Annotated in this window: 23 protein-coding genes; 11 read left to right on the top strand and 12 right to left on the bottom strand. The window is 37.4% G+C overall.

Annotated features, from left to right (window positions below; all coding sequences use genetic code 11):
• Positions 1 to 4: 4 nt before the first annotated feature.
• The 4 genes from ML462_RS07680 to ML462_RS07665 form a co-directional block, all read right to left on the bottom strand.
• Positions 5 to 517, bottom strand: coding sequence for a DUF6155 family protein (locus tag ML462_RS07680; RefSeq protein ID WP_240713225.1), 513 nt, complete (start codon positions 515 to 517; stop codon positions 5 to 7).
• A complete protein-coding gene (locus ML462_RS07675) occupies positions 510 to 2,759 on the bottom strand; it encodes an FUSC family protein (protein ID WP_240713224.1) in 2,250 nt (749 codons plus the stop codon). The genes ML462_RS07680 and ML462_RS07675 overlap by 8 nt, the downstream gene beginning before the upstream one ends.
• Before the next feature lie 133 nt (positions 2,760 to 2,892).
• The gene (locus tag ML462_RS07670; protein WP_240713223.1) at positions 2,893 to 3,642 is read right to left on the bottom strand and encodes an SDR family oxidoreductase; all 750 of its coding nucleotides are present in this window, start codon (positions 3,640 to 3,642) and stop codon (positions 2,893 to 2,895) included.
• A 178-nt stretch (positions 3,643 to 3,820) separates the two neighbouring features.
• Complete coding sequence (locus ML462_RS07665; RefSeq protein WP_240713222.1) at positions 3,821 to 4,531, bottom strand: SDR family oxidoreductase; 711 nt, start codon at positions 4,529 to 4,531, stop codon at positions 3,821 to 3,823.
• Positions 4,532 to 4,751: 220 nt separating this feature from the next.
• Between ML462_RS07665 and ML462_RS07660 the strand changes: the two genes are divergently transcribed.
• From ML462_RS07660 to ML462_RS07650, 3 genes are all read left to right on the top strand, one after another.
• Positions 4,752 to 5,153 carry a hypothetical protein gene (locus tag ML462_RS07660; RefSeq protein WP_240713221.1) on the top strand — a complete coding sequence of 134 codons (402 nt, stop codon included), beginning with the start codon at positions 4,752 to 4,754 and terminating at the stop codon, positions 5,151 to 5,153.
• An 82-nt stretch (positions 5,154 to 5,235) separates the two neighbouring features.
• Complete coding sequence (locus tag ML462_RS07655) at positions 5,236 to 5,853, top strand: YqaA family protein (RefSeq protein ID WP_240713220.1); 618 nt, start codon at positions 5,236 to 5,238, stop codon at positions 5,851 to 5,853.
• Between the two features lie 138 nt (positions 5,854 to 5,991).
• Positions 5,992 to 6,150: a YqaE/Pmp3 family membrane protein gene (locus tag ML462_RS07650; protein ID WP_240713219.1), complete on the top strand. Its 159-nt coding sequence runs from the start codon at positions 5,992 to 5,994 to the stop codon at positions 6,148 to 6,150.
• A 67-nt stretch (positions 6,151 to 6,217) separates the two neighbouring features.
• On the opposite strand, the gene galE is transcribed toward ML462_RS07650, so the two are convergent.
• On the bottom strand, positions 6,218 to 7,261 hold the full coding sequence (galE, locus tag ML462_RS07645) for a UDP-glucose 4-epimerase GalE (protein WP_240713218.1): 1,044 nt from the start codon (positions 7,259 to 7,261) through the stop codon (positions 6,218 to 6,220).
• Between the two features lie 143 nt (positions 7,262 to 7,404).
• On the opposite strand from galE, the gene ML462_RS07640 reads away from it, so the two are divergent.
• From ML462_RS07640 to ML462_RS07625, 4 genes are all read left to right on the top strand, one after another.
• Positions 7,405 to 7,689, top strand: coding sequence for a DUF3817 domain-containing protein (locus ML462_RS07640; RefSeq protein ID WP_240713217.1), 285 nt, complete (start codon positions 7,405 to 7,407; stop codon positions 7,687 to 7,689).
• A 3-nt stretch (positions 7,690 to 7,692) separates the two neighbouring features.
• Entirely contained in the window at positions 7,693 to 8,979 is a 1,287-nt protein-coding gene (locus ML462_RS07635) for a mechanosensitive ion channel family protein (protein WP_240713216.1), read from the top strand.
• Between the two features lie 12 nt (positions 8,980 to 8,991).
• Positions 8,992 to 10,095 carry an endonuclease/exonuclease/phosphatase family protein gene (locus tag ML462_RS07630; protein ID WP_240713215.1) on the top strand — a complete coding sequence of 368 codons (1,104 nt, stop codon included), beginning with the start codon at positions 8,992 to 8,994 and terminating at the stop codon, positions 10,093 to 10,095.
• Positions 10,096 to 10,158: 63 nt separating this feature from the next.
• Positions 10,159 to 11,073 (top strand): mechanosensitive ion channel family protein, encoded by a 915-nt coding sequence (locus ML462_RS07625; RefSeq protein WP_240713214.1) that lies wholly within the window; start codon positions 10,159 to 10,161, stop codon positions 11,071 to 11,073.
• A gap of 3 nt (positions 11,074 to 11,076) precedes the next feature.
• On the opposite strand, the gene ML462_RS07620 is transcribed toward ML462_RS07625, so the two are convergent.
• From ML462_RS07620 to ML462_RS07610, 3 genes are all read right to left on the bottom strand, one after another.
• Positions 11,077 to 11,463, bottom strand: a complete 387-nt coding sequence (locus ML462_RS07620; RefSeq protein ID WP_240713213.1) for an acyl-CoA thioesterase — start codon at positions 11,461 to 11,463, stop codon at positions 11,077 to 11,079.
• Between the two features lie 124 nt (positions 11,464 to 11,587).
• Positions 11,588 to 12,007, bottom strand: coding sequence for an NUDIX domain-containing protein (locus tag ML462_RS07615; protein ID WP_240713212.1), 420 nt, complete (start codon positions 12,005 to 12,007; stop codon positions 11,588 to 11,590).
• A gap of 25 nt (positions 12,008 to 12,032) precedes the next feature.
• Positions 12,033 to 13,385, bottom strand: coding sequence for an NAD-dependent succinate-semialdehyde dehydrogenase (locus tag ML462_RS07610; protein WP_240713211.1), 1,353 nt, complete (start codon positions 13,383 to 13,385; stop codon positions 12,033 to 12,035).
• Positions 13,386 to 13,554: 169 nt separating this feature from the next.
• On the opposite strand from ML462_RS07610, the gene ML462_RS07605 reads away from it, so the two are divergent.
• Positions 13,555 to 13,962 carry a glyoxalase gene (locus tag ML462_RS07605; RefSeq protein WP_240713210.1) on the top strand — a complete coding sequence of 136 codons (408 nt, stop codon included), beginning with the start codon at positions 13,555 to 13,557 and terminating at the stop codon, positions 13,960 to 13,962.
• Here the strand turns inward: ML462_RS07605 and ML462_RS07600 are convergent.
• Together ML462_RS07600 and ML462_RS07595 are read right to left on the bottom strand one after the other, a co-directional pair.
• Positions 13,939 to 14,670 (bottom strand): DUF3307 domain-containing protein, encoded by a 732-nt coding sequence (locus ML462_RS07600; RefSeq protein WP_240713209.1) that lies wholly within the window; start codon positions 14,668 to 14,670, stop codon positions 13,939 to 13,941. The genes ML462_RS07605 and ML462_RS07600 overlap by 24 nt on opposite strands.
• Complete coding sequence (locus tag ML462_RS07595; RefSeq protein WP_240713208.1) at positions 14,660 to 15,331, bottom strand: hypothetical protein; 672 nt, start codon at positions 15,329 to 15,331, stop codon at positions 14,660 to 14,662. Before ML462_RS07595 ends, ML462_RS07600 begins: the two co-directional genes overlap by 11 nt.
• A 182-nt stretch (positions 15,332 to 15,513) precedes the next feature.
• Here ML462_RS07595 and ML462_RS07590 point away from each other — a divergent pair, with 182 nt between their 5' ends.
• Entirely contained in the window at positions 15,514 to 15,966 is a 453-nt protein-coding gene (locus ML462_RS07590) for a transcription elongation factor (RefSeq protein WP_240713207.1), read from the top strand.
• A 3-nt stretch (positions 15,967 to 15,969) separates the two neighbouring features.
• Here the strand turns inward: ML462_RS07590 and ML462_RS07585 are convergent, their stop codons facing one another.
• Positions 15,970 to 18,015 (bottom strand): HD family phosphohydrolase, encoded by a 2,046-nt coding sequence (locus ML462_RS07585; RefSeq protein WP_240713206.1) that lies wholly within the window; start codon positions 18,013 to 18,015, stop codon positions 15,970 to 15,972.
• Between the two features lie 113 nt (positions 18,016 to 18,128).
• On the opposite strand from ML462_RS07585, the gene ML462_RS07580 reads away from it, so the two are divergent.
• Both ML462_RS07580 and ML462_RS07575 read left to right on the top strand, forming a co-directional pair.
• Entirely contained in the window at positions 18,129 to 19,310 is a 1,182-nt protein-coding gene (locus ML462_RS07580) for an acetyl-CoA C-acyltransferase (protein ID WP_240713205.1), read from the top strand.
• A gap of 15 nt (positions 19,311 to 19,325) precedes the next feature.
• Positions 19,326 to 20,078, top strand: coding sequence for a C40 family peptidase (locus ML462_RS07575; protein ID WP_240713204.1), 753 nt, complete (start codon positions 19,326 to 19,328; stop codon positions 20,076 to 20,078).
• Between the two features lie 71 nt (positions 20,079 to 20,149).
• Here ML462_RS07575 and ML462_RS07570 read toward each other — a convergent pair whose 3' ends face one another.
• Entirely contained in the window at positions 20,150 to 21,388 is a 1,239-nt protein-coding gene (locus ML462_RS07570; RefSeq protein ID WP_240713203.1) for a tetratricopeptide repeat protein, read from the bottom strand.
• Between the last annotated feature and the right edge of the window lie 7 nt (positions 21,389 to 21,395).

Here is a 21,395-nt window from a genome sequence, read left to right as displayed (position 1 = left end):
GCTTTTAAAGGAAACGATCTTTTATCGTTTCAAATTGATAGGAATTATACCAGTTTTGTTCTTCAGCTTCTTCTCCAATCTTATAGATGCGTTTTATAAATTCATCAGAAACTCCTTTATCAATCACATAATTTACGGCCTGTTCGAAAGACTTAAAGATGCTCTTTTGAAAGGCTTCTGAAATATTATCTCTGTCCTTTGAATAGGTCTGGGCCACTTCAATATTATAGAGCATGATATCTGCCAGAGCATGCGGCTCCATCTCAAGTTTTAAAAAATGCTTGATTAGTTTCTGTGCTACAGACCTTCTGGTTTTTGGTTTTCGGTTATTTGGAGGAAAGTATTCCTTGGAAATTTTGAATTTCGCTTCCCTTACCAGTTTATCTTCATTGGGATTGAATACGAAATTGTAAAAGGTTTTAACTTCATCAAACCGGTTATAAAGATCTAGTATCTGATCTTCCAACTCCTCCTTTTTAAGTGATTTAATGTATTTTTTAAAAGCGCGTTTACTCATCTGTTGAAGTCAGCTTTTCTATATTTTCCTGTAATTTTTCTGAAAGGTCCAGCAACCATTCTAATTGTCCAGATACTAAGTGCGCCTCCTGTAATTTAAATCTCATGCCTTCGTCTATCTCCTGCTTCCCTGTTTGCAATTCAATATCCCTTTGCTTTGCAAGTTTATCAAATTTCTCATGAAGAGACCTTTCAGCCGCCAATATTTCCTCATTTCCTTTTTCGTAGATCTCTATATTTTCCATGATATCCACACAATTCCTCAACTTCTGAGAAATTGTTTCAGTGTAAACCTCAAAATCTCTTGAAGCAGATGTTGTTGGATGTGTTCTTATATACGTCCCAAGGGAAGCTAATGCCGATAGAAATGTGTGGTTTAAACCCACCGTTTCGTATATAATCCCTATTTGTTTTTGTTTTCTCTTTGGCTCCTGGGTCATTCGCTGAAAGGCTCCACTTAATGCACCCATATCAAGAAATGCTTTTTTTCGTGCCAGTTTATAAGAAACCGGAAGGGATTTTTTTTCATGGTAGAATCTATCGATTTCCTTTAAGAAATCCAGATTCGCATTGATGGAAGTTGCAATTACTGTATGAAGATCCTGGCTCTCCCATTTTGGCCATAAAATAAAATTTCCCAATGCCGCCAGGCCAGCTCCTATCAAAGTATCAATGATCCTGAATTGTATTACATTCAGCACTTCAGGCTGAAGAAGCGCATAAATGAAAATGATACTTAATGTTATAAATATCGCCGCGGTAGTATAATTTCTTTGAATAAGTGAAAAAGCCAGGGTTAAGGATAGAATACCTAAAACCGTATAAACGGCTGTATTCTGGGTAATGAATACTATTCCAATGGCAATCGCTCCACCTATAAGAGTCCCGACTATCCTTTTAATAGTTCTTTGTTTGGTTAAACCATAATTAGGCCTCATAATTACAACTATGGTCAATAAAATCCAGTAGCTATTCTGAACAGAAAAATATTCACCGATAAAATAACCTGTCAGAACTACTATAGTTAGCCTTAAGGAATGCCGAAAAATTGCCGAATCAAAATTGAAATTATTGATGAGGGTTTTAAGGCTATAATCCTGCTGAGTTAGAAACTTCTTAACTTCCTTTTCTTTTATAAATAAATTTCGCTTCCCTTCAAGGTTCCTTAGAATCCTGTCTATATTATTGACCTTTTGCGCTTGCTTAGACTGGTAGTCGAATAAGTTCCTCAAAAGGATCATTTCCTCCCTTCTTTCGGAAAGATCTATTCTGGCCTTAAAGGACAATAGTGTATCCTTCAAATTATCAAATGCTTCAGGTACTTCATTTTTTGGAATTTCAGCATTCTTATGAAGCGAGATCGCGATCGCTTCAAGCTGCGCGGCCATCTGTAAACTAAAATCAGCGAATACCTTTAATTCCTTCTGGTCTTCTTTGAAATACTTCTGCATACTTCTCGCGTCTATAGGATTAGCCATAGCCAGTTCAAGCATGTCTACCAGGTCTACAAAGATGAGAAGGCGTTTTCTACCATAGCCTGAATTTCCAGATGATACCCTGGAACTAATAAGGATCTCCCTTAAACTTTCGTGATGTTCATTCAATTCATTCTGCCCCTGAAAAAGCTTCTTTTGAATATCTTCCTGTTTGGCATCGGGTTGAAGCAACTGTATTCTATGTCTCAGGTAATCTGCAGTAAGCTCCATGGTCTCAGCTATAAGCTGTTCAGTAGCTCGTTCAGGTTTAATAAGGTACCATCCAACACTAATGATAAGATACCATATTCCACCGGCTCCTATTAGCAAAGATTTCTGCCAGATCTCCATACCAGAAGATATATTCGCAAAACTGATAACTATCGCCAGTAATCCTGAAAATGACACCAGAGATGCCCTGAAACCATATACTGAAAGATAGGAAATAGAAAAGATCATAATTGCCAGCATAGGCACTATGGCCCATATACTGAGGTCTGCATAGCCAGCTATACAATAGGAAACTGCACCAAGCAAAGCCGCAAAAAGAATTCCATATACTTTATTTTTAAAGCTTCCAGGAACATCACTGGGAGAGGTAAACAGGCAACCCATGGCAAGGCTTACCCCAATTTCAAGGTTTCCAAGTTTAGAAAACAAACCAATTGGGATAATTATAGCAATGGTGAGCACTATAGCTTTGGAAAAATCTGTGCTTCTCAGAAATTTCACCAGGTCATGCCTGTAACTTTCAATTCGGCTGGTCAATTTATAATGGGGTTTGAGCCTATGAAAATAAGATTTATACTCCAAACCACGAGAAGTTTTCCTGAATTAAACTTCAGCAGGAAATAAAAAAGGCCCGGAAATCCGGACCTCTTAAATTTGATTTTGATATAAATTACTGAGCCTGTTCAGTTGGCATAATATAAACATCATTGATATTCGCCCTTTTTGGCTGGGTAAGGGAATAAAAAATAGCTTCAGCAATATCCTCAGCTTCCAATGGGGTCATCTCCTGGAAGTTCGACAATAAACCTTCTGTGATCTCTTTATCTGTAATGGTTTCTGTAAGTGAAGTATCTACAAAACCGGGTTCTATAGAAGTGATATTGATATTGAAATTAGGTGCTAATTCCTGCCTCAATCCTTCAGAGAACATTCTCACTGCAGATTTGGTGGCACAATAAACCGCTCCACCAGGATAGATCTTTCTACCTGCACTGGAAGATATATTAATGATATTTCCGCTTTTCTGATCCATCATGGTTGGCAGTACCGCAGAAACTCCATTTAACACCCCTTTAATGTTTACATCCACCATTTGATCCCACTCATCTGTATGCAGATTTTTTACGTATGACAATGGCATGATTCCAGCATTATTAATTAACCCATCAATACTTTTGAATTCTTCCTTGGCCTTTTCTACAACATTCTTCAGATCTTCCTTTTTAGTAACATCTGCTGGAACAACCATAGCCTTACCAGCATTTTCTTTTTCTATTTTTTGCTGAAGTTTTATAAGTTTATCCTCACTTCTTGCAGTTAGAACCACATTCGCTCCTTCTTTGGCCAGCTTGAGTGCAGTTGCTTCACCAATTCCACTGGAAGCGCCGGTAATTATGATTGTTTTCCCTTTAATATTCATAACATTTATTTTTTTGATTTCCTCTAAAATAATTCATTTAGCTCTGAAAATATCCATAGAACCAGGCTTTGTCATGACTTTAACCGAATCTCGCTAGAGCTGTTAATTTTTTAAAATTTGTACAGATAAAAAATGGCTGAACGAAAAGCTCAGCCATAAGATAAAATTTGAAAGTATTTTATTTCTTCGGAGGCCTGGACGGTCTTACCTCTATTTTACTAGGTAAGGTTCTAGGATTCATTTTCAACAGATCTCCTACTAGTTCACCTATATCTTCAATCTGTATTTTCCACGCATCTTCTTCTGAAGGTTCATTATCGTTAAAATATGTCGCGACCGAACCTGGCATAATAGTACTCACTTTTACTCCTTTCTCTCTTAGATCGAGCATTACAGCCTGGGTGAACCCTGTAAGCCCAAATTTACTTGCATTATAGGCAGCACCACCAGCAAAGAAATTAGTTCCTGCCAGGCTTGAAATGGTAATAATATAGCCTTCAGATTTTTTCAGGGCATTAACACAGGCTTTTATACTATAGAAAACTCCCGTAAGGTTAGTATTAATAGTATCTTTCCACTCTTCTACAGTAAGATCTTCTACCGAACCAAAATTTCCTATCCCGGCGTTTGCTACTAGAACATCTAATTGTCCCCAGGTATCGAGTAATTTTTCAACCGCTTTTTTCTGACTTTCAAAATCCCTTACATCTGCTTCCAGGCCAATGATCTCACCATAGTCTGATAATTTCTCTGCAGCTTTTTCAGCTGAATTTAAAGACCTGCTGGTTACACCAACCTTATAACCCATTTTCAGTAATGTCTTAGCTACCCCGTAACCAATTCCTTTACTTCCACCGGTTACCAAAGCCGTTTTATTTTTGTTGCTCATAATTTATATTTTTGAACCCTAAAGCTACTAAAGACGGCTATCCTCCTGAAATTAAAAGCTCTAAGATTCTGTTAATTTTAAAGGTTAAATACTTGATAAAACAATAGAAAAGACTTTTATAGAAAACTAAAAAAACTAACTTTGTGCTCGGAAAAAATCCTCCGGTTTGGATTGGGATTTTTTTACGGAGTCAATACTAACTTAATTTAACAGAAGCACCTTGGAAAATATCAAAGCTCAGAAATTACTCAATAAAATTCAGCGTGACCTAATGCGCAATGGAATTATCACGAATACCATAGTGGAGGATCTAAAGGAGTTAAGAAAGTTCGTGGTTGAGGAAAACATACCATTGCTTGCCAAGGTAACCAGGTTAACTTTTGAGCATATAGATGAGCACGAAGATTTCCTTATTGCTATTCCAGATGATGAACCTGTAGAGCTTGATGAAGATTCTGAGGAGGCTGAAGAGGTTGATGTTGCTGAAAGTGAAGAAATAACTGGTCAGGAAAGTCTGGAATATATGCTTTCTTTAATGGCTGAACATGACAACAAGGTTAACGAACTTGAACTTCGTGAATACGTAAAAGCTCTTAAGGAGCACGCTGGAGAAGATTATTAATTTTTTCCAGTTCAAAAATCTGTTTTCCTCCCCTACTTCAGTTTAAGGACTCCTGAAATTGAAATAATTAGAAAGGAATTTAATGAAAGAAAAGGCGAAATCTAAGAAGAAGTCGCGAATACGCTTATTGCACCAATACTACAATTATACCGGTTTCTATTCATTTGTATGGAATAGTTTAAAAAAAGCCGTTCTACCTATTGTATTATTTGTAGGTGCTTTGTGGGCTATAGACCACTACCTTCTGGATATTGAAGATATGCTGGTTACTATTACTGAAACCTATGCCCCTTTCGAGGTTCTTTCCATATTCTTTTTATCTGAATCTATATTGGGTTTGGTTCCCCCGGAACTATTTATAGCCTGGGCGGGTAAGTCTTCCAGTCCATTCCTTTATCTTAGTCTGTTAGCAACAGCTTCATATTTAGGCGGAATCGTTTCCTATTATATTGGAGTAGCCATTACAAAAATTCCTTCCGTGCATGAGGCCATGGAACTCAAAATGGCCAAACACATCAAGAACACCAGGAAATGGGGTGGTTTTCTAATTATTGTTGGAGCTTTACTTCCAATTCCCTTTGCAATGACCAGTATTGCCGCAGGAATAATCAGGTTTCCATTCTCCAGCTATCTGATATTCGGCTTACTCAGATTCGTGAGATTTTACCTGTACGCTTTAGTGATCTTCGAAATGGTTTAACGGTTTTCCTTATAATATCTCTAAACTTTTCATAAGGTATAAGGCTTTAGTTAGTACATGGCTTACCTTTCACCTTTAGATATAATACCGGTAAAACCGGGTAATTTAAATGAAAACCAATAACCAAAAATTTAGACCATGTCTATACTCACAATTATTTTAAACATTCTTTTACCCCCATTAGCTGTTTTTATGAAACACGGCCTGGGTGTAACTTTTTTAATAAGTCTATTATTAACCGCTTTGGGATGGATTCCCGGAGTGATACATGCATTCCTGGTAAACGGAACCCGCTAGTATATATTAGAATTACCTATAAAAAAACCGGGGAATTCCCGGTTTTTTTGCTTCAGTATCACTGTTTTTATTCTTCCTCGTCCTCTCTTTTCTTAACAACCGTTTGCCATTTCCAGGCACTTTTTAAAGCATCATCCAGAGAACGATCTGCTTTCCAGCCAAGTTCTTCATTAGCCTTTTTAGTATCTGCATAAGCGGCAATTACATCCCCTTCTCTTCTACCCACAATTTTATAGGGTAATTTTTGGCCCGAAACCTTTTCAAATGAATTGATCACCTCCAATACAGAATTTCCTTTTCCTGTTCCCAGATTAAATACTTCGTAATTTTCTTTCTCCTCGTTCTGAATTAACCTGGTCAGCGCTTTAACATGAGCTTCAGCAAGATCCATTACATGTATATAATCTCTGATCGCTGTACCATCTTCGGTTGGATAGTCGTCGCCAAAAACCGATAATTCTTTTCTTTTTCCTATTGCGGTCTGCGTTATATACGGGATCAGGTTCTGTGGTGTTCCAATTGGCAATTCTCCTATCTCTGCCGTAGAATGTGCTCCTATAGGATTAAAATATCTTAAGGCAATTGCCTTAAAAGATACATTGGTTTTACAGGTGTCCCGAATGATCTCTTCACCGATCTGTTTGGTGTTACCATAAGGAGATTCGGCTTTTTTTACAGGAGCGTTCTCGGTAATTGGTAACTCATCGGCCTGCCCGTATACTGTACAAGAAGAACTGAAGATAAATTTCGCATTTTCCTTTTTATTCAGTTCTTGCAGAAGATACACTAGTGTAGAAATATTGTTTTCATAATAAAGCAACGGATTAATTACACTTTCACCAACTGCTTTAGAGGCTGCAAAATGGATAACATCTTCGATATCCTGATAGGCCTCAAAAAAATCCTTCACTGCGGCCTTATCTCTTAAGTCAATATTTTCAAATTCAGGTGTTTTACCTGAGATCTGTGTTATACCACCAAGCACATCTATAGATGAATTTGAAAGATTATCGATGATCACCACATCATATCCTTCATTTTGAAGGGCTACTACCGTATGCGAACCTATAAAGCCAAGGCCGCCTGTAACAAGTATTCTTTTAGAATTCATATTTAATTTTTACAAATGCAAAATAATAAAAATGCAATCAGAGGGCGCTGATTAATATATTAAAAACCTCATAAATGATGGTTTAAGTTCTCCATGTCATGTCTAACTAATCATTTATATTTGTCTAATTTTAAAATAAGATTATGTCCCTGGAAAAACAACTGAAGCTGTTTAAATGGATTAGCATCCTGGAAGGTTTATCATTCCTTATACTTCTATTTATCGCCATGCCTTTAAAATATATTTACGAAATGCCTCAAATGGTTCAGCAGGTAGGAATGGCCCATGGAATTCTTTTCATTGCCTATATTGCGGGAGCCTTATTACTTATTAAACCTATGAAATGGAGTCTGACTCAATTGGGGATTATCTTGGGATGTTCTGTACTTCCTTTTGGTCCGTTTTATGTAGAAAGGAAATATCTTTAGTACATGGATATAGAAGAAGGACTCATAGACCTTATCTGCTTTTTTGAAGAATTCTTTGTGTCTCATGGCATGAACGAAGTCTTTGCCCAATACTTAAATCTGCTGATAAACCTGGTGATCTTAACACTGATCGTTCTGGGTATCAATTATGTTATCAAGCATTTTATTGTTGAAACCTTCAAACTATTTACTAATAAAACCAAAACGACTTTTGATGATTTTCTTATCAAGAGTAATTTCCCAAGGTATGTAGGAAGGTTTTTACCTCTGGGGGTGATCTATAAAGTCTTTCCTTTAATATTTGCCGATTTTCCCGAGGTGCTGGCCATTTTCTACAAACTGGTAGATATATACATTATCATCCTGATAGTTTGGATATGCCGAAGTATGCTAAGATCTACCCGAAATTATCTTAAAACCCGGGAAGAATTTAACGACAAACCATTAGAAAGTTTCAGCCAGATTATTATGATCTTTATATGGATCATTGGCCTGATGTTCATTTTTTCTGAACTCACCGATAAATCGGTAATTGGTTTTGCTATCTCTTTAGGTGCCGCGTCGGCAGTGATCTTGCTTATTTTCAAGGACACCATTCTTGGTTTGGTGGCATCAATACAGGTTTCTGTAAATGATATCGTTAGAATTGGAGACTGGATAACCTTCGAAACTTACGGTGCAGACGGAACGGTTACTGAAATTAACCTTGCCACGGTAAGGGTTCAAAACTGGGATAACACCTACACCACTATCCCAACCTACAGCCTTATTTCAGATTCATTCCAGAACTGGCGAGGGATGCAGGAATCCCCAGGTCGAAGGATCAAAAGGTCGGTCATGATCAAACAGAATTCAGTAAAGTTTCTTAATTCTGAAGATATAGAAAGACTGAAGAAAATTAAACTGATTGCTCCATACCTGGAAAACCGTCAGGCGGAAATTGACAAATTCAATGAAAGTAATGAAATTGATAAAAGCCTGCTTATAAACGGTAGAAACCAGACAAATTTAGGGGTTTTTAGAAAGTATGCCGATTCTTATTTGAGGGAACACTCTGCAGTTCATAAGGAAATGTACCTTATCGTTAGACATCTGGCTCCTACTCCCAACGGAATTCCACTGGAAATACTTTGTTTCAGTAAGGACAAGCGCTGGGAAAATTATGAGTATATTTCAGCAGATATTTTTGATCATCTAATTGCAGCAATCCCATACTTCGACCTTAAACTATTTGAGGCACCATCTGGAGATGATATTCGTAGTCTATTAGAACAGAAGTCTGAATCCTAACCAATTCGAATTATGAAATTAAAACCCTTCCTTCAAGGCTTCGGTATCCTTGCAATCATTATTACTCTAGTACCACTTATCGCAGCCGATTACTGGTGGATAAGGGTTTTTGATTATCCGCATATTCAGTTAACCCTGCTTACACTCACGGCTATTGCAGCTTACTTTTTCAGGTTCGAGATAAAGTCATGGCGGGATTATCTATTTGTTGGAATTCTTCTGGCTTGTTTTATATTTCAATTTGCCAAGGTTTACCCTTATACTCCATTTGCTCCAAACGATGTGGGAGAACCTACCGAAGGAGTAAAGAAAACAACTGGGTTCAAATTACTAACCTCCAATGTTCTTCAGAAAAATAAGGAAACAGGCCTGCTTATTGAGGAAATGAAAAAACTCAATCCTGATGTAGCTGTTTTTACCGAAACTGACGCAAAATGGAATTCTGCGATTAAAAATGGGATTGGTAGCGATTATCCATATAAAGTCGAGGTTCCGCTTGATAATACTTACGGGATGATCCTTTATTCTAAATTAAGATTGATCGATCCACAGGTGAAATATGTAGTAGATGACAGTATTCCTTCCATACATTCTGAAATTGAGTTAAGGTCTGGAGATAGAATTCAACTACATGCCATTCATCCTACGCCTCCTATGCCGCAACATAATCCATCCTCTTCAGACAGGGATGCGGAAATGATGAAAACTGCCCTGGAAGCAATGGATTCTGATATCCCGGTGGTGGTAATAGGCGATTTTAATGATGTAGCCTGGTCAAACACCACCAGCATGTTTCAAAGTGTTGGTGGGTTACTGGATGTTCGCAAAGGGCGTAGTTTTTACAACACCTTCAACGCGAAGAGTTTTATTATGAGATGGTCTCTTGATCACATATTTGTATCCGAAGAATTCAGGGTTAAAAATATAGATATAGGCAGCGATATAAACTCTGACCACTTCCCTTTCTATGCAGATCTCTATCTTCAACCCGAAATTGCAGATGAGCAAAAACCTGAAGGAGCTAGTGATGAAGAGATCAAAGCCGCACGTGAACAAATCAAGGAAGAGGAAAAAGAAAACCAGGAGAAAGGACAGAACGGTTCCAGTAACCAGTAAAAACTAACATTTCATTGGGATAATCTGTATTTTCTAATCTTTATTTTTAGAAAAAACAGACCGATGCAGAATTCAAAGCCTGTTGAAATTGATACGATTTCAACCTCCTTCCAACAATTCTACGACAATTTTATCGATCAGTTACCGGGCATAGGTCTAGGTCTTCTAGTCATCATCCTGGGAGTTTTAATTGGGATCTGGATGGGAAAGTTCTTTACTAGAAGAATCTCAGCAAGAACTTCAGATCCATTGATGAGTAGGTTTCTTGGAAAGGCTATAAGATTTCTAATTACTATTACAGCTATAATGCTGGGTTTAAAAGCAGCAGGTTTGGGTGGAGTTGCAACAGGAATTCTAACGGCAGCTGGTGCCAGCGCAGTTGTATTAGGTTTTGCCTTTAAAGATATTGGAGAAAATTTTATTGCAGGTATCATCCTGGCTTTCAATCGGCCTTTCGACGTAAATGATACCGTGGAGATCGGAGAAAACTTCGGTAAGGTAAAAGCACTGGAATTTAGGTATACCAAGCTTAAAACCTTTGACGGCAAAGATGTTTATATTCCTAATAGTGATGTACTCACCAAACCTGTCACCAATTATACCGAGGATGGTTTCTTCAGATGGAGTTTTATGGTAGGAATCGCCTATGAAGACAATATCGACGGTGCAAAACAGACTGTTATGGACGCTTTAAGAAGCGAGCCATCGGTTATTGAAGATGAGATACATAAGAATTTTGTAATCGAGGAAGAACTAGCTGCAAGTACGGTGAATCTAATGGTATACTTTTGGGTAGATACAAAGGACTTCAGAATGCAGGCGTCTATAACCAAAGGAAATGTAGTAAGATCTGTAAAAGAGGCCCTAATAGAAAAAGGTTATTACCTTCCTGCAGATATTAAAGAGATCAAATTATATGGTCTGGAAAAGGAATTTCCGGTTAAATTCAACAAGAATTCTGATAAGAAGGAATCCTGATGCTTACTTCAACCGATCTTTAACAAACTCAACTTCGGTTTTTCCGTGAGGCTTTGGTTTACCATTTTCATCGAGAGCTACCATCACGATCTTATCAATAGTGATAATAGATTCCCTCGTCATTTTATTTCTTACTTCACATTTTAAGGTAAGCGAAGCGGTACCAAATTTTTGGACTTCGATTCCAATTTCAACAATATCGCCTTGATGAGCAGAACTTTTAAAATCTATCTCACTCATATACTTGGTCACGGTTTTCGGGTTTTCAAGCTGAACGATGCTGTAGAGTGCACATTCTTCATCTATCCACTCCAGTAATCGGCCACCAAATAAAGTCCCGTTAGGATTAAGATCTTCAGGTTTTATCCATTTTCTTGTGTGAAATCTCATGTTTTTTATTTCAAATTTAAGCAGAATTGACTGGCCGACGAAGACGTCACTATAGAATTATTGAATTCCATATTAATACCTGATTATTTCAGGATCTTGCATATTGAAATATCTAAAATTGAGATTATAGAAATTGCTGAGCGACGTTTATTATTTCATCATGATCAAAAGCAAGTTTCATATCATGTAACTTTTCGATCCCAAACCATTTGGCATCCTTAGCATCATCTGATGGTTTTAGATCTTCCTCGCAATAGATACGGCTTAAAAAAGCAATGGAAATGGTATGACCTCTTGGATCTCTTCCTGGTTTTCCAAATGCCTGAACCTGCTCCATAGAGTCTACCTTGACTCCTGTTTCCTCGAGCAATTCACGTTTGGCGGCAGATTCCAGGTCTTCTCCTTCCTCCACAAAACCTCCTGGTAAAGCCCATTCGTCTTTAAAAGGATCCTTCTTTCGCTGGATCAACAATACTTTGAACTTATTATTTACTTTACAGAAAACCACACTGTCCACGGTTACTGCGATCTTTTTTTGTGTCATATTCTATTTTTTTAAATCAATCACTCTATTTAAAATAGACTGTTTTCTTATTTACGAATTCCCTGATTCCATCTTCTGAAAGTTCCCTTCCATATCCAGAAATCTTAGTTCCTCCGAAGGGTAACCTGGGATCACTTTTAACCAATTCATTTATAAAAACCGCTCCATCTTCGAATTCTGGAACTATTTTTTCGGCAAAATCCATATTTTCTGTAAATATGGAAACCCCCAAACCAAAATCTGAAAGGTTTACCAGGTCTATTGCCTCCTGGTCTTTCTTGAATTTGGTTACACCAATGGCCGGGCCAAAAGTTTCTTCTTTAAACATACTCATTTCTGAAGTAACATCAGTAAGTACAGTTGGTTCCATGTAGGCACGGTCTCTTTTTCCTCCAAGAACGATCTTAGCTCCAGCTTTTACCGAATCTTTTATTTGCGTTTCGAGTTCCTCGGCAAGATCTTCCCTGGCCAATGTCCCGATAAAGGTATTCTCATCCATAGGATCTCCGCTTTTTAACTCCCTAACCTGGACAAGAAATTCTTCCAGGAATTCATCAGCTATACTTTCATGCAATAAGAGCCTTTTACCGGCAATACAACTTTGCCCGGTGTTCTGGAATCTGGCCTGCACACAGGTTTTAACTGTTTCGGAAAGATTAGCATCTTTGAAAACCACAAGTGCGTTACTTCCACCCAACTCAAGTACAGATTTTTTGATCTCATCACCTGCGGTGGAAGCTACAGCGGCACCAGCAGGTTTACTTCCAGTTAATGTAACTGCTTTCACTCTTTTATCCCTGACTATATTTTCAATTTTACTACTACTTACTACCAGGTTCTGGAAACAGGAGTCTGGGAATCCAGCGCGTTGAAAAACCTTTTGAATGTTATTTGCAGATCGCATCACGTTACTGGCATGTTTCAGAATTCCAATATTACCAGCCATCAGCGCAGGTGCCGCAAATCTAAAAACCTGCCAGAATGGGTAATTCCACGGCATTACCGCCAGAACAACTCCTATAGGTTCATACGAGACATAACTTTTAGAAGCATCGGTCTTTATAGCTCGATTAGATAAATGTTTTTCAGCATTTTCAGCGTAATATTCGCACACCCAGGCACATTTTTCAATTTCTGCTATAGCCTGTTTTATGGGCTTTCCCATTTCCAGACTGATATCCCGTGCATATTCATCTTTATTTTTTTCCAATTCTTTGGCAGCCTTATTCATAAGCTCTGCTCTATCCTGAAAACCGGATTTTCTCCATGTCTTAAAGCGATTATCGGCCTTTTCAAGAGCCTTTTCTATTTCAGGATTGGTGAACTCTTTGAATTTTTCTATGAGTTCACCGTTATATGGATTTCTGGATTCTATCATTTAAAAATAATCTTTAGCTTTTCTTTTCAATATAATAAGATGAAAAGAAGCAAAAGGGCCGATTAAGACAGATTTAACTCGAAGGTTGTTTATAACCGGTTTAAAAGTCAAATCCAGGCATGGTAAATGCAGCTTAGTAATTAATTATATTTAAGAAACCTTACTTGCCATGAATCCGAGAGATATTAACCTAATGGAACTCAGGCCTGAGATTCCTTCCGCAAGAATTACTGAAAACATGAGCGAAGATGAGCGCTTTCAAAATGAAACTCTCCGTCCTATCGCCAAGCTTCAAAATGACCTTTTACTGGCTGTTTTTAGGAATTATATTACTAAACACAAGAATAAATTCTACGAACTGAAACTGGAGAAGAGATTCGACTATATTGCCAATGCGATACAGCGGGATATCAAGTTCAGGAACAGTTTAAAAGGAATAATCATTGGCCAGTTTACCCTGGATGAGTATGAGAGATACATCCAGAATTCATCAGCTTTAAATAAGAGAATGATGAATATTGTTCGCGAGAGGCTTCAGAGTAATATTCAGCTACTAGAACGCGATATGGCGTACTAAAAATCCTACCAGGATAGTTAGGGTAAAGCTCATTAGTGTTCCAATAAGTACGTACTCTGTTTGCTTTCTGGCTCCAGTCTCAGATTTATCACTGAATCGCAAAATTGATTTTGCTGCGATGAGGAAACCAATTGCTGAAAAGTTCGCGGTTAAAATAAAAGTAAGCACCAGAACTCTTTCAAATATACCAATATATCTTCCGGCAGCATCCAGGCTGTTTTTCCGTAGATCATTTTCCACTTCGGTTTGCCATCTCATGGTGGCTTTTCCAATAAGGAATCCAGTTGGGAAAATAACCAACAGGTAACCAATTACAATGGCCATCACGGTTTCAGACCTTAAAAGATTTGAAAGATACGGGATAATACTTTCAAAATTAGAGGTCATCCATAGCCAGGCCAGCACGATCGCAAATAAATGCAATAACTGGTCTGAAATAAAGATCTTTAGGGTGTCACGACTAAATTGTAATTTCCAGAGATCAGTAAAAAAATGGGTTACACTTATGAATAATCCTATATACCAGTATTCAATTTTCATTAAAAAAATGAGGGATAACAAACCTGCAATTAGCGCATGCAAATAAAGATAACCAGATCTGGCTTTTTTCTTTCTTTTGTGCCTTACCCACGGCGTAGGCTGAATTACAAAATCTGTAATCACATGAGCCAATATTAACTGAAGAAAGATAAGTATGTTATTTTCCATTCGAAAAATGTTCTGATATGACCTTTTGATAACGTGAAAGTAAAACTTCGATTGCATCCCACCCGGCAGCTTTTTTCCTTTGATTCACGGCAGATTGACTTATATCCAGTTCGTTTGCAATTTCCATCTCCTTATAACCGTATAAAAGATAATAGATGACTTCTGCCGAAGCGGTACTCCATTTATCTGCCAAGGTATCAAAGAGGAAAAAAGAAGTGTCGAACTCTTCGTTTATTTCAGCATTAGAGGTTTTTAGCTTTAATTTCCTGTTTTCCTTTTTCATTTCATCTAAAGTCCTTCCTGAAAATTGAAAAGCTTCACCATTAGACTCCATGATAGAATTCCTGATAAAATCATAACCTCCAATTCCTATAGCTAACCTTAGATCTGCCTCGCGTTTAAAAGCCTTATTGCTTTCTCGTTCCTTAAGGTGCAGTCTATTTATGGATGTTTTTAATTTAAGTGCTGTTTTCAAGGCCTCGGCTGGATCATAAACAATTCCCTGGAAGCTATCACCACGAAATATTTTGAAACCTGTATCGCGATCAGATACTTTTTTAACCTGTTCAAACTCCCGATTTAAGGTAGAAATCACCTCTTCCATTAAATCCTTAGGATAGTTGGAAGAAGACAAAAGATCTGCTGATAATACTGCAATCATATTCAAATATACAAAAATAAGTTTTAAAACTTATATTATATATTTATAAGCATAGAAACTTATTTATATAACTTATAAGTATATATCCTGTTTTAAGATTTCGATATTAAATATTTCCTAAAGATTCGGTAAGCATTCAAAGCTTAACTAATTTTAATTTCAATTGAAAAAAATCAAAAATCATGTCAGCAAGAAAAGAAGAGTTATATTATAAATGTCTGGATACGGTTAATAAGCAGATAGATAAATATCAAAAAGAAATGGATCAGATAAAAGAATCCATGGAAAATAATGATGCGCATACAGATTATGATGAAGACGACACTAAAGGACAGTTATTGAGCGACTTTGAAAAATACGCGGAATACCTGGATAATTCCAGAAAAATGAAGGAGAAACTTAGCAGGATAGATCCAAACCATTACACTAAAAATATTGATTTTGGCAGTATAGTGGAGACATCTGAAAACTATTATTTTATTTCAGCAGCCTTAGGAAAAATAATTCTGGATGAAGGGGTAAGTGTTTATGCTATTTCTACAGATGCACCAATTTATCAGGAAATGAAAGGTAAAACCGAAGGTGAAAGCTTTAGCTTCAATGAAAAAGAACACGAAATTCTTAACGTTCACTAAGGACTACTCCGGATACTCTATACGCAGGTGATAAATATTCTTAAGTTTTCGCTTAAGAATTTTTTTCACCATCTGTATTTCCTTGAAAGTTATATTGGAATTCAGAAATTGTCCTTCTTCCATTTGCTTATTGATGATCTTCTCTACAAAATTATCTATAAGGACTGAAGTAGGCTCCTTGAGACTTTTACTTGCCGCTTCCACACTATCACACATCATTAGGATCGCGGTTTCTTTACTAAATGGTATAGGCCCGGGATATCTAAAATCCTCAGGTGATGCATTCTCATTAGCCTCCTTCTCTTTTTTATAGAAATAATAAACCGTACTGGTACCGTGATGAGTTCTAATGAAATCTATCACTCTGTCTGGAAGATTATTTTTTTTAGCAACTTCAATTCCTTTAATTACATGCTCAATAATGATCTGGGCACTTTCCTTTGGAGATAGTTCATCATGAGAATTCACCGAGGTAGTTTGATTTTCAGTAAAATAAGTAGGGTTCTCCATTTTACCAATATCATGATATAAAGCTCCTACCCTGGCCAGCATGGCGTTGGCGTTTATTTCGTTAGCAGCAGCTTCTGCCAGGTTTGCGACATTAAGGCTATGGTGAAAAGTTCCGGGAGCTTTCTCTGCCAGCTCCTTTAGCAACCTGGAATTGGTATCAGAAAGCTCAAGTAAAGACATGTCACTCACCATCCCAAAGATCTTTTCATAAACATAGATCAAAGGCTGAACGAAAAGAGTTGCTAATCCACCTAAGAAAAAGGTGAGGAAGACCTCTGGTTTCATGTCATCGATATCCCCCTCCTGAATAACGGTAAAAGCAAAATATGCGATTATATAAACCAAAGTGATCTGTCCTACCGAAATGAACAAATTGGCTCTTTTATAAAGCTCACTAACCGTAAGTATGGTCACAATACCAGCAATTATCTGCAGGAACATGTATTCATAACTGTTAGGCACTATAAAACCCAGTAGTAATACTGTAATAACATGAGTGAATAATCCAAGTCTTGCATCAAAGAAAGCCTTTAGGGTTAAAGGCAAAATACATAGCGGAACTACATATACGTAATCTATATTGAAGTTTACCACTAGTGTAGTTAACATCACCATAAAGATGATATTGAAGAAAATAAAGGTGACCTTTACGTTGTTCTCAAAAATGGCGATTCTATACTTTCGCATAAACAGCAGAAGCATAAGTAAAGCGAGAGCAACCAGAACGCTATACCCAAGTAAGATCCAGTTATAATTGGACTTACTCCAAACCTGTGATTCATATTCGGCCTTTAACGATCTAAGAATGTTGTACTTGTTACCTTCAACAACTTCGCCTTTAGCAATTATCCTGCTCCCCTGCTCGATAATTCCCCGGGTATAGGAAATATTGTTCAGTTTACTCTGAAGTTCTTTTTGCGTAAGATCATTATTAAAGGTAACGTTAGGTTCTACAGAATTAAAGAAAACTTCCAGAAGCTCTGTTCTAAATGAAGAAAAGCCTTCATTAGAAATTTCATCTGCTAAATAACCTCTTATTTCTCCCTGCTTTAATATCCTTCTATAGGCTATTTCTGATGCTTCGTTACCTTTAAGAAGATATACCAACTGGTCTGGCCCCAGTCTTTCACTTTCCTGAAGCAATCCAAACTCATAGATCCTGTCTACTGTTTCAGCTACAAATTCATCTATTATGGTTTGATAAACATTAAGCGTAGTGTCGGGAAAAACGTTTTGCACTTCTTCCAGGGCATCTTCCCTTACTTTTTCAGGAGTTTGTGTATTGAAATTATAATAAGGAATATGAGACCTCGTTATATCCTGGCGTTCGGCGGCTATCTCTTCATCGGTCTTAAGAATGGCAAAATCGAAAGGAGCATATAGATTTTCATATTGCCATGGCTTTCCTTTGGGGATATCATATTTAAATTTACCGCCTTTCGGAAGAAGGTAAACGATTAAAACTGAGGTAAGCACAAACAGGAAAACTTTATAAAAAAGCGCCTGATTTTTGTATAGCTTATTAATGAAATCGCTCATATATATTCAGGTAATGCTCAAATGTAGTAAAAATAGGCCTGACTGAGCTTAGGTTATTTAATTCCTTATAAAATCACTAACTTCGCAACACTTGAATTAATTAAAATTTAAACATGAATAAAGAAGTAGTTATAGTAAGCGCTGCAAGGACTCCGATTGGTAGTTTCTTAGGTAGCTTATCAACCATTCCAGCCACAAAATTAGGTTCAATCGCCATTAAAGGAGCATTGGAAAAGATCAATCTAAAACCTGAGATGGTAGAAGAAGTTCTTATGGGTAATGTTGTTCAGGCAGGAGTTGGTCAGGCTCCGGCAAGACAGGCTGCTCTTGGTGCTGGAATTCCTGATACAGTTCCATGTACAACAGTAAATAAGGTATGTGCCAGCGGTATGAAAACCGTAATGCAGGGCGCACAATCAATTATGCTCGGAGATACTTCCATCGTAGTTGCAGGTGGGATGGAAAACATGAGTCTTATTCCACATTATGTGCATATGAGAAATGGTAAGAAATTTGGTCCCGCGACTCTGGAAGATGGAATGCAGAAAGATGGCCTTGTAGATGCCTATGATCATAATGCAATGGGAGTTTGTGCAGACCTATGTGCAACAGAGCACAATTTTTCTCGAGAAGAACAGGATAACTTTGCCATCCAGTCTTATGAAAGATCGGCTAAGGCATGGAAAGAAGGAAAATTTGATAATGAAGTAGTTCCTGTTGAAGTTCCACAAAGAAAAGGAGATCCATTAGTCGTTAAGGAAGACGAGGAATTTAAGAATATAAAACTAGAGAAGATCCCACAGTTAAGAGCTGCCTTCTCAAAAGATGGAACCGTAACGGCTGCAAATGCTTCAACGATAAATGACGGGGCCGGTGCCGTAGTTCTTATGAGCCGTGAAAAGGCAGAAGAACTAGGATTAAAACCGTTAGCGACCATCAAAAGTTTTGCAGATGCTGCTACAGAGCCTAAATGGTTTACCACTGCACCTTCCAAAGCTTTACCGAAAGCTATCGATAAAGCAGGAATATCGTTAGAGAAGGTTGATTTCTTCGAATTTAATGAAGCCTTTTCAGTTGTAGGTCTGGCGAATATGAAAATTTTAGGATTAAGTGATAAAAATACCAACGTGAATGGTGGAGCTGTATCTTTAGGTCACCCACTAGGATGTAGCGGTGTTAGAATTCTAATAACTCTTTTAAATGTATTAGAACAAAACAACGCGAAGATTGGGGCAGCTGCCATTTGTAACGGTGGCGGCGGTGCTTCAGCTATGGTAATTGAACGTAATTCCTAAAATTGAATAAAATTAATGCAATACGGTATTTGCCATTTAAGTATTGTACCGCTTAGGGCTTCTGCATCACATGAAAGCGAAATGACTTCCCAGTTATTATATGGAGAGCATTTCAAAATTCTTGAAGAAAGAGCACATTGGAGCAGGATAAGAAACTCTTTTGACGGATTCGAAGCCTGGATAGACAAAAAGCAGTATAAACATATAGAGGAAGCTGAGTATCTTTCCCTTGAACAGGAAGATCTTCAGCTTTCTTCTGATCTTATTGAATATGTTACTGATGAAAGTGGCCTCTTAATGCCGGTTGCTTTAGGTTCTGTTCTTAATTTCACTAATAGGTTAGCACACTCTTACGAAGGTGAGAAAGTAAAGACTTCTGTTTCAAAAAAAGAGAATCTTATAGATACAGCGATCCTTTTCCTTAATTCTCCTCATATCTGGGGAGGAAAAAGTCCATTTGGTATAGATTGCAGTGGTCTTACCCAAATAGTTTATAAATTAAATGGATTTAAGATAAAACGGAATGCTTCAGACCAGGCAAAACAGGGTGAGGCATTAAGTTTTATTGAAGAAAGTGAGCCTGGTGACCTTGCCTTTTTTGATGATAATGAAGGAGTGATTAACCACGTGGGTTTAATGATGAAAGACAACTATATTATACATGTAGACGGAAAAGTGAGAATAGATCGTATAGATCATTCAGGAATTTTCAATTCAGAATTAAGAAAACACACTCATAAACTAAGAGTGATCAAAAAGATAATATAGTCTTTTTACTAAATGCAAAAAAAAACCCGCTGAATTTTCAGCGGGTTTTTTTTTGTTGAAGTTATTACTTCTTACATCTTAGCTTTAAGCTCCTCTACTCTTTCCTGGTTTCCGAGATTAGAATAAAGGTTCATTGCTGTTTGAATGATGTCTTTATTCTCTGGATCTACCTCCATTGCTTTTTCAAGATCTGGAAGTACAGTCTTGTAAAGTTCTTTTCTTTCAGCATCCAATTCTTCGTAACGCTCATTATCAGCTTTACTCATTCCAAGACCATTCATTTCATCAATAATCTTTTTCTCAGCGGCTAATTTGGCTGCGATCATGTTAACTCTGGCCTGGTTGAATTCAGGATCTTTAGCAAGAGCCTTTTCATAAAATTCAACAGCTTTTTCGTTATCGTTGATCTCTGCATACATCAATCCAATATTGTTGAAAGTTGATGGATCTGAAGGATCTTTTTCTGCAACTTCCTCAAGGATTTCTCTAGCTTTATCTTTTTCTCCCATCTGGTAGTACATGTTAGCTTCTGCTTGTAGAAGACTCATGTCATCTGGGTTTGTAGATTTAGCTTTATCCATTGCAGCGATTGCTTTATCATACTGCTTCTGGCTAATGTAGATTCTAGCGATCAACTGGGCAATATCACCTTTTTTAGAAGGAATATCTTCTACCTTAGGTTCTTTATATTGTTCAGTTTTGATCATTAGATCCATTTGTTGCTGAGATCCAAGGTTTTCACGCTCTCCACTTTCAACATTTACCGCAGTATAAGCTTTTCCTGAACCATCGTAATCAAGTTCATTTAAAGTCTCTAGATATTCTACAGCCTTATCATAATCTTCAGCCTGAACTAGGTTATTAGCTGCATAATAAAGGTAAATAGTATCTGTTTTACTTAATTCGTAGCTGGTATAAAGCTTATCGGCTGCAGAAGCATACTCTTGCTTATTCTGATCTGCAATCGCACTTTGAATTAGATTGTTCTTCAGGTTTGCGAGAGCCTCGGTAGCCTCTTCGCTTCCCATCTCTGAAGCTTTTTTAAGAGCTTCAGCCGCTGTTTTCATATCTTCAGAAGAAGCATCGGTTCCATTCCCCATGTACGCTTTACCCTTATACAGGTAGAAATTCTCCTGCCATCTATCATTAAGTTCGCTAAGATTAGCCTCGGCTACCTGAAGTTGAGCTTTCGCTTCAGCATAATTCCCGTCTTCTAGGGCATCTTCAGCATTTTTTACTTGATCTTTTTGCGCAACTGCAGTCATGGTTAGAAATGAAACTGCTGCTGCTGTCAAAATATTAGTTCTCATTGTTATT

It is taken from the genome of Christiangramia lutea (assembly GCF_022489035.1).
In the GTDB taxonomy this organism is placed as follows: domain Bacteria; phylum Bacteroidota; class Bacteroidia; order Flavobacteriales; family Flavobacteriaceae; genus Christiangramia; species Christiangramia lutea.
This window is presented reverse-complemented; position numbering and strand designations above follow the sequence as displayed.

Coding starts and splice junctions, on each gene's coding strand:
- ML462_RS07680 (WP_240713225.1), bottom strand. CDS start 517: ATGAGTAAACGCGCTTTTAAAAAATACATTAAATCACTTAAAAAGGAG.
- ML462_RS07670 (WP_240713223.1), bottom strand. CDS start 3,642: ATGAATATTAAAGGGAAAACAATCATAATTACCGGCGCTTCCAGTGGA.
- ML462_RS07665 (WP_240713222.1), bottom strand. CDS start 4,531: ATGAGCAACAAAAATAAAACGGCTTTGGTAACCGGTGGAAGTAAAGGA.
- ML462_RS07655 (WP_240713220.1), top strand. CDS start 5,236: ATGAAAGAAAAGGCGAAATCTAAGAAGAAGTCGCGAATACGCTTATTG.
- ML462_RS07650 (WP_240713219.1), top strand. CDS start 5,992: ATGTCTATACTCACAATTATTTTAAACATTCTTTTACCCCCATTAGCT.
- galE (WP_240713218.1), bottom strand. CDS start 7,261: ATGAATTCTAAAAGAATACTTGTTACAGGCGGCCTTGGCTTTATAGGT.
- ML462_RS07640 (WP_240713217.1), top strand. CDS start 7,405: ATGTCCCTGGAAAAACAACTGAAGCTGTTTAAATGGATTAGCATCCTG.
- ML462_RS07635 (WP_240713216.1), top strand. CDS start 7,693: ATGGATATAGAAGAAGGACTCATAGACCTTATCTGCTTTTTTGAAGAA.
- ML462_RS07630 (WP_240713215.1), top strand. CDS start 8,992: ATGAAATTAAAACCCTTCCTTCAAGGCTTCGGTATCCTTGCAATCATT.
- ML462_RS07625 (WP_240713214.1), top strand. CDS start 10,159: ATGCAGAATTCAAAGCCTGTTGAAATTGATACGATTTCAACCTCCTTC.
- ML462_RS07620 (WP_240713213.1), bottom strand. CDS start 11,463: ATGAGATTTCACACAAGAAAATGGATAAAACCTGAAGATCTTAATCCT.
- ML462_RS07615 (WP_240713212.1), bottom strand. CDS start 12,007: ATGACACAAAAAAAGATCGCAGTAACCGTGGACAGTGTGGTTTTCTGT.
- ML462_RS07610 (WP_240713211.1), bottom strand. CDS start 13,385: ATGATAGAATCCAGAAATCCATATAACGGTGAACTCATAGAAAAATTC.
- ML462_RS07605 (WP_240713210.1), top strand. CDS start 13,555: ATGAATCCGAGAGATATTAACCTAATGGAACTCAGGCCTGAGATTCCT.
- ML462_RS07600 (WP_240713209.1), bottom strand. CDS start 14,670: ATGGAAAATAACATACTTATCTTTCTTCAGTTAATATTGGCTCATGTG.
- ML462_RS07595 (WP_240713208.1), bottom strand. CDS start 15,331: ATGATTGCAGTATTATCAGCAGATCTTTTGTCTTCTTCCAACTATCCT.
- ML462_RS07590 (WP_240713207.1), top strand. CDS start 15,514: ATGTCAGCAAGAAAAGAAGAGTTATATTATAAATGTCTGGATACGGTT.
- ML462_RS07585 (WP_240713206.1), bottom strand. CDS start 18,015: ATGAGCGATTTCATTAATAAGCTATACAAAAATCAGGCGCTTTTTTAT.
- ML462_RS07580 (WP_240713205.1), top strand. CDS start 18,129: ATGAATAAAGAAGTAGTTATAGTAAGCGCTGCAAGGACTCCGATTGGT.
- ML462_RS07575 (WP_240713204.1), top strand. CDS start 19,326: ATGCAATACGGTATTTGCCATTTAAGTATTGTACCGCTTAGGGCTTCT.
- ML462_RS07570 (WP_240713203.1), bottom strand. CDS start 21,388: ATGAGAACTAATATTTTGACAGCAGCAGCAGTTTCATTTCTAACCATG.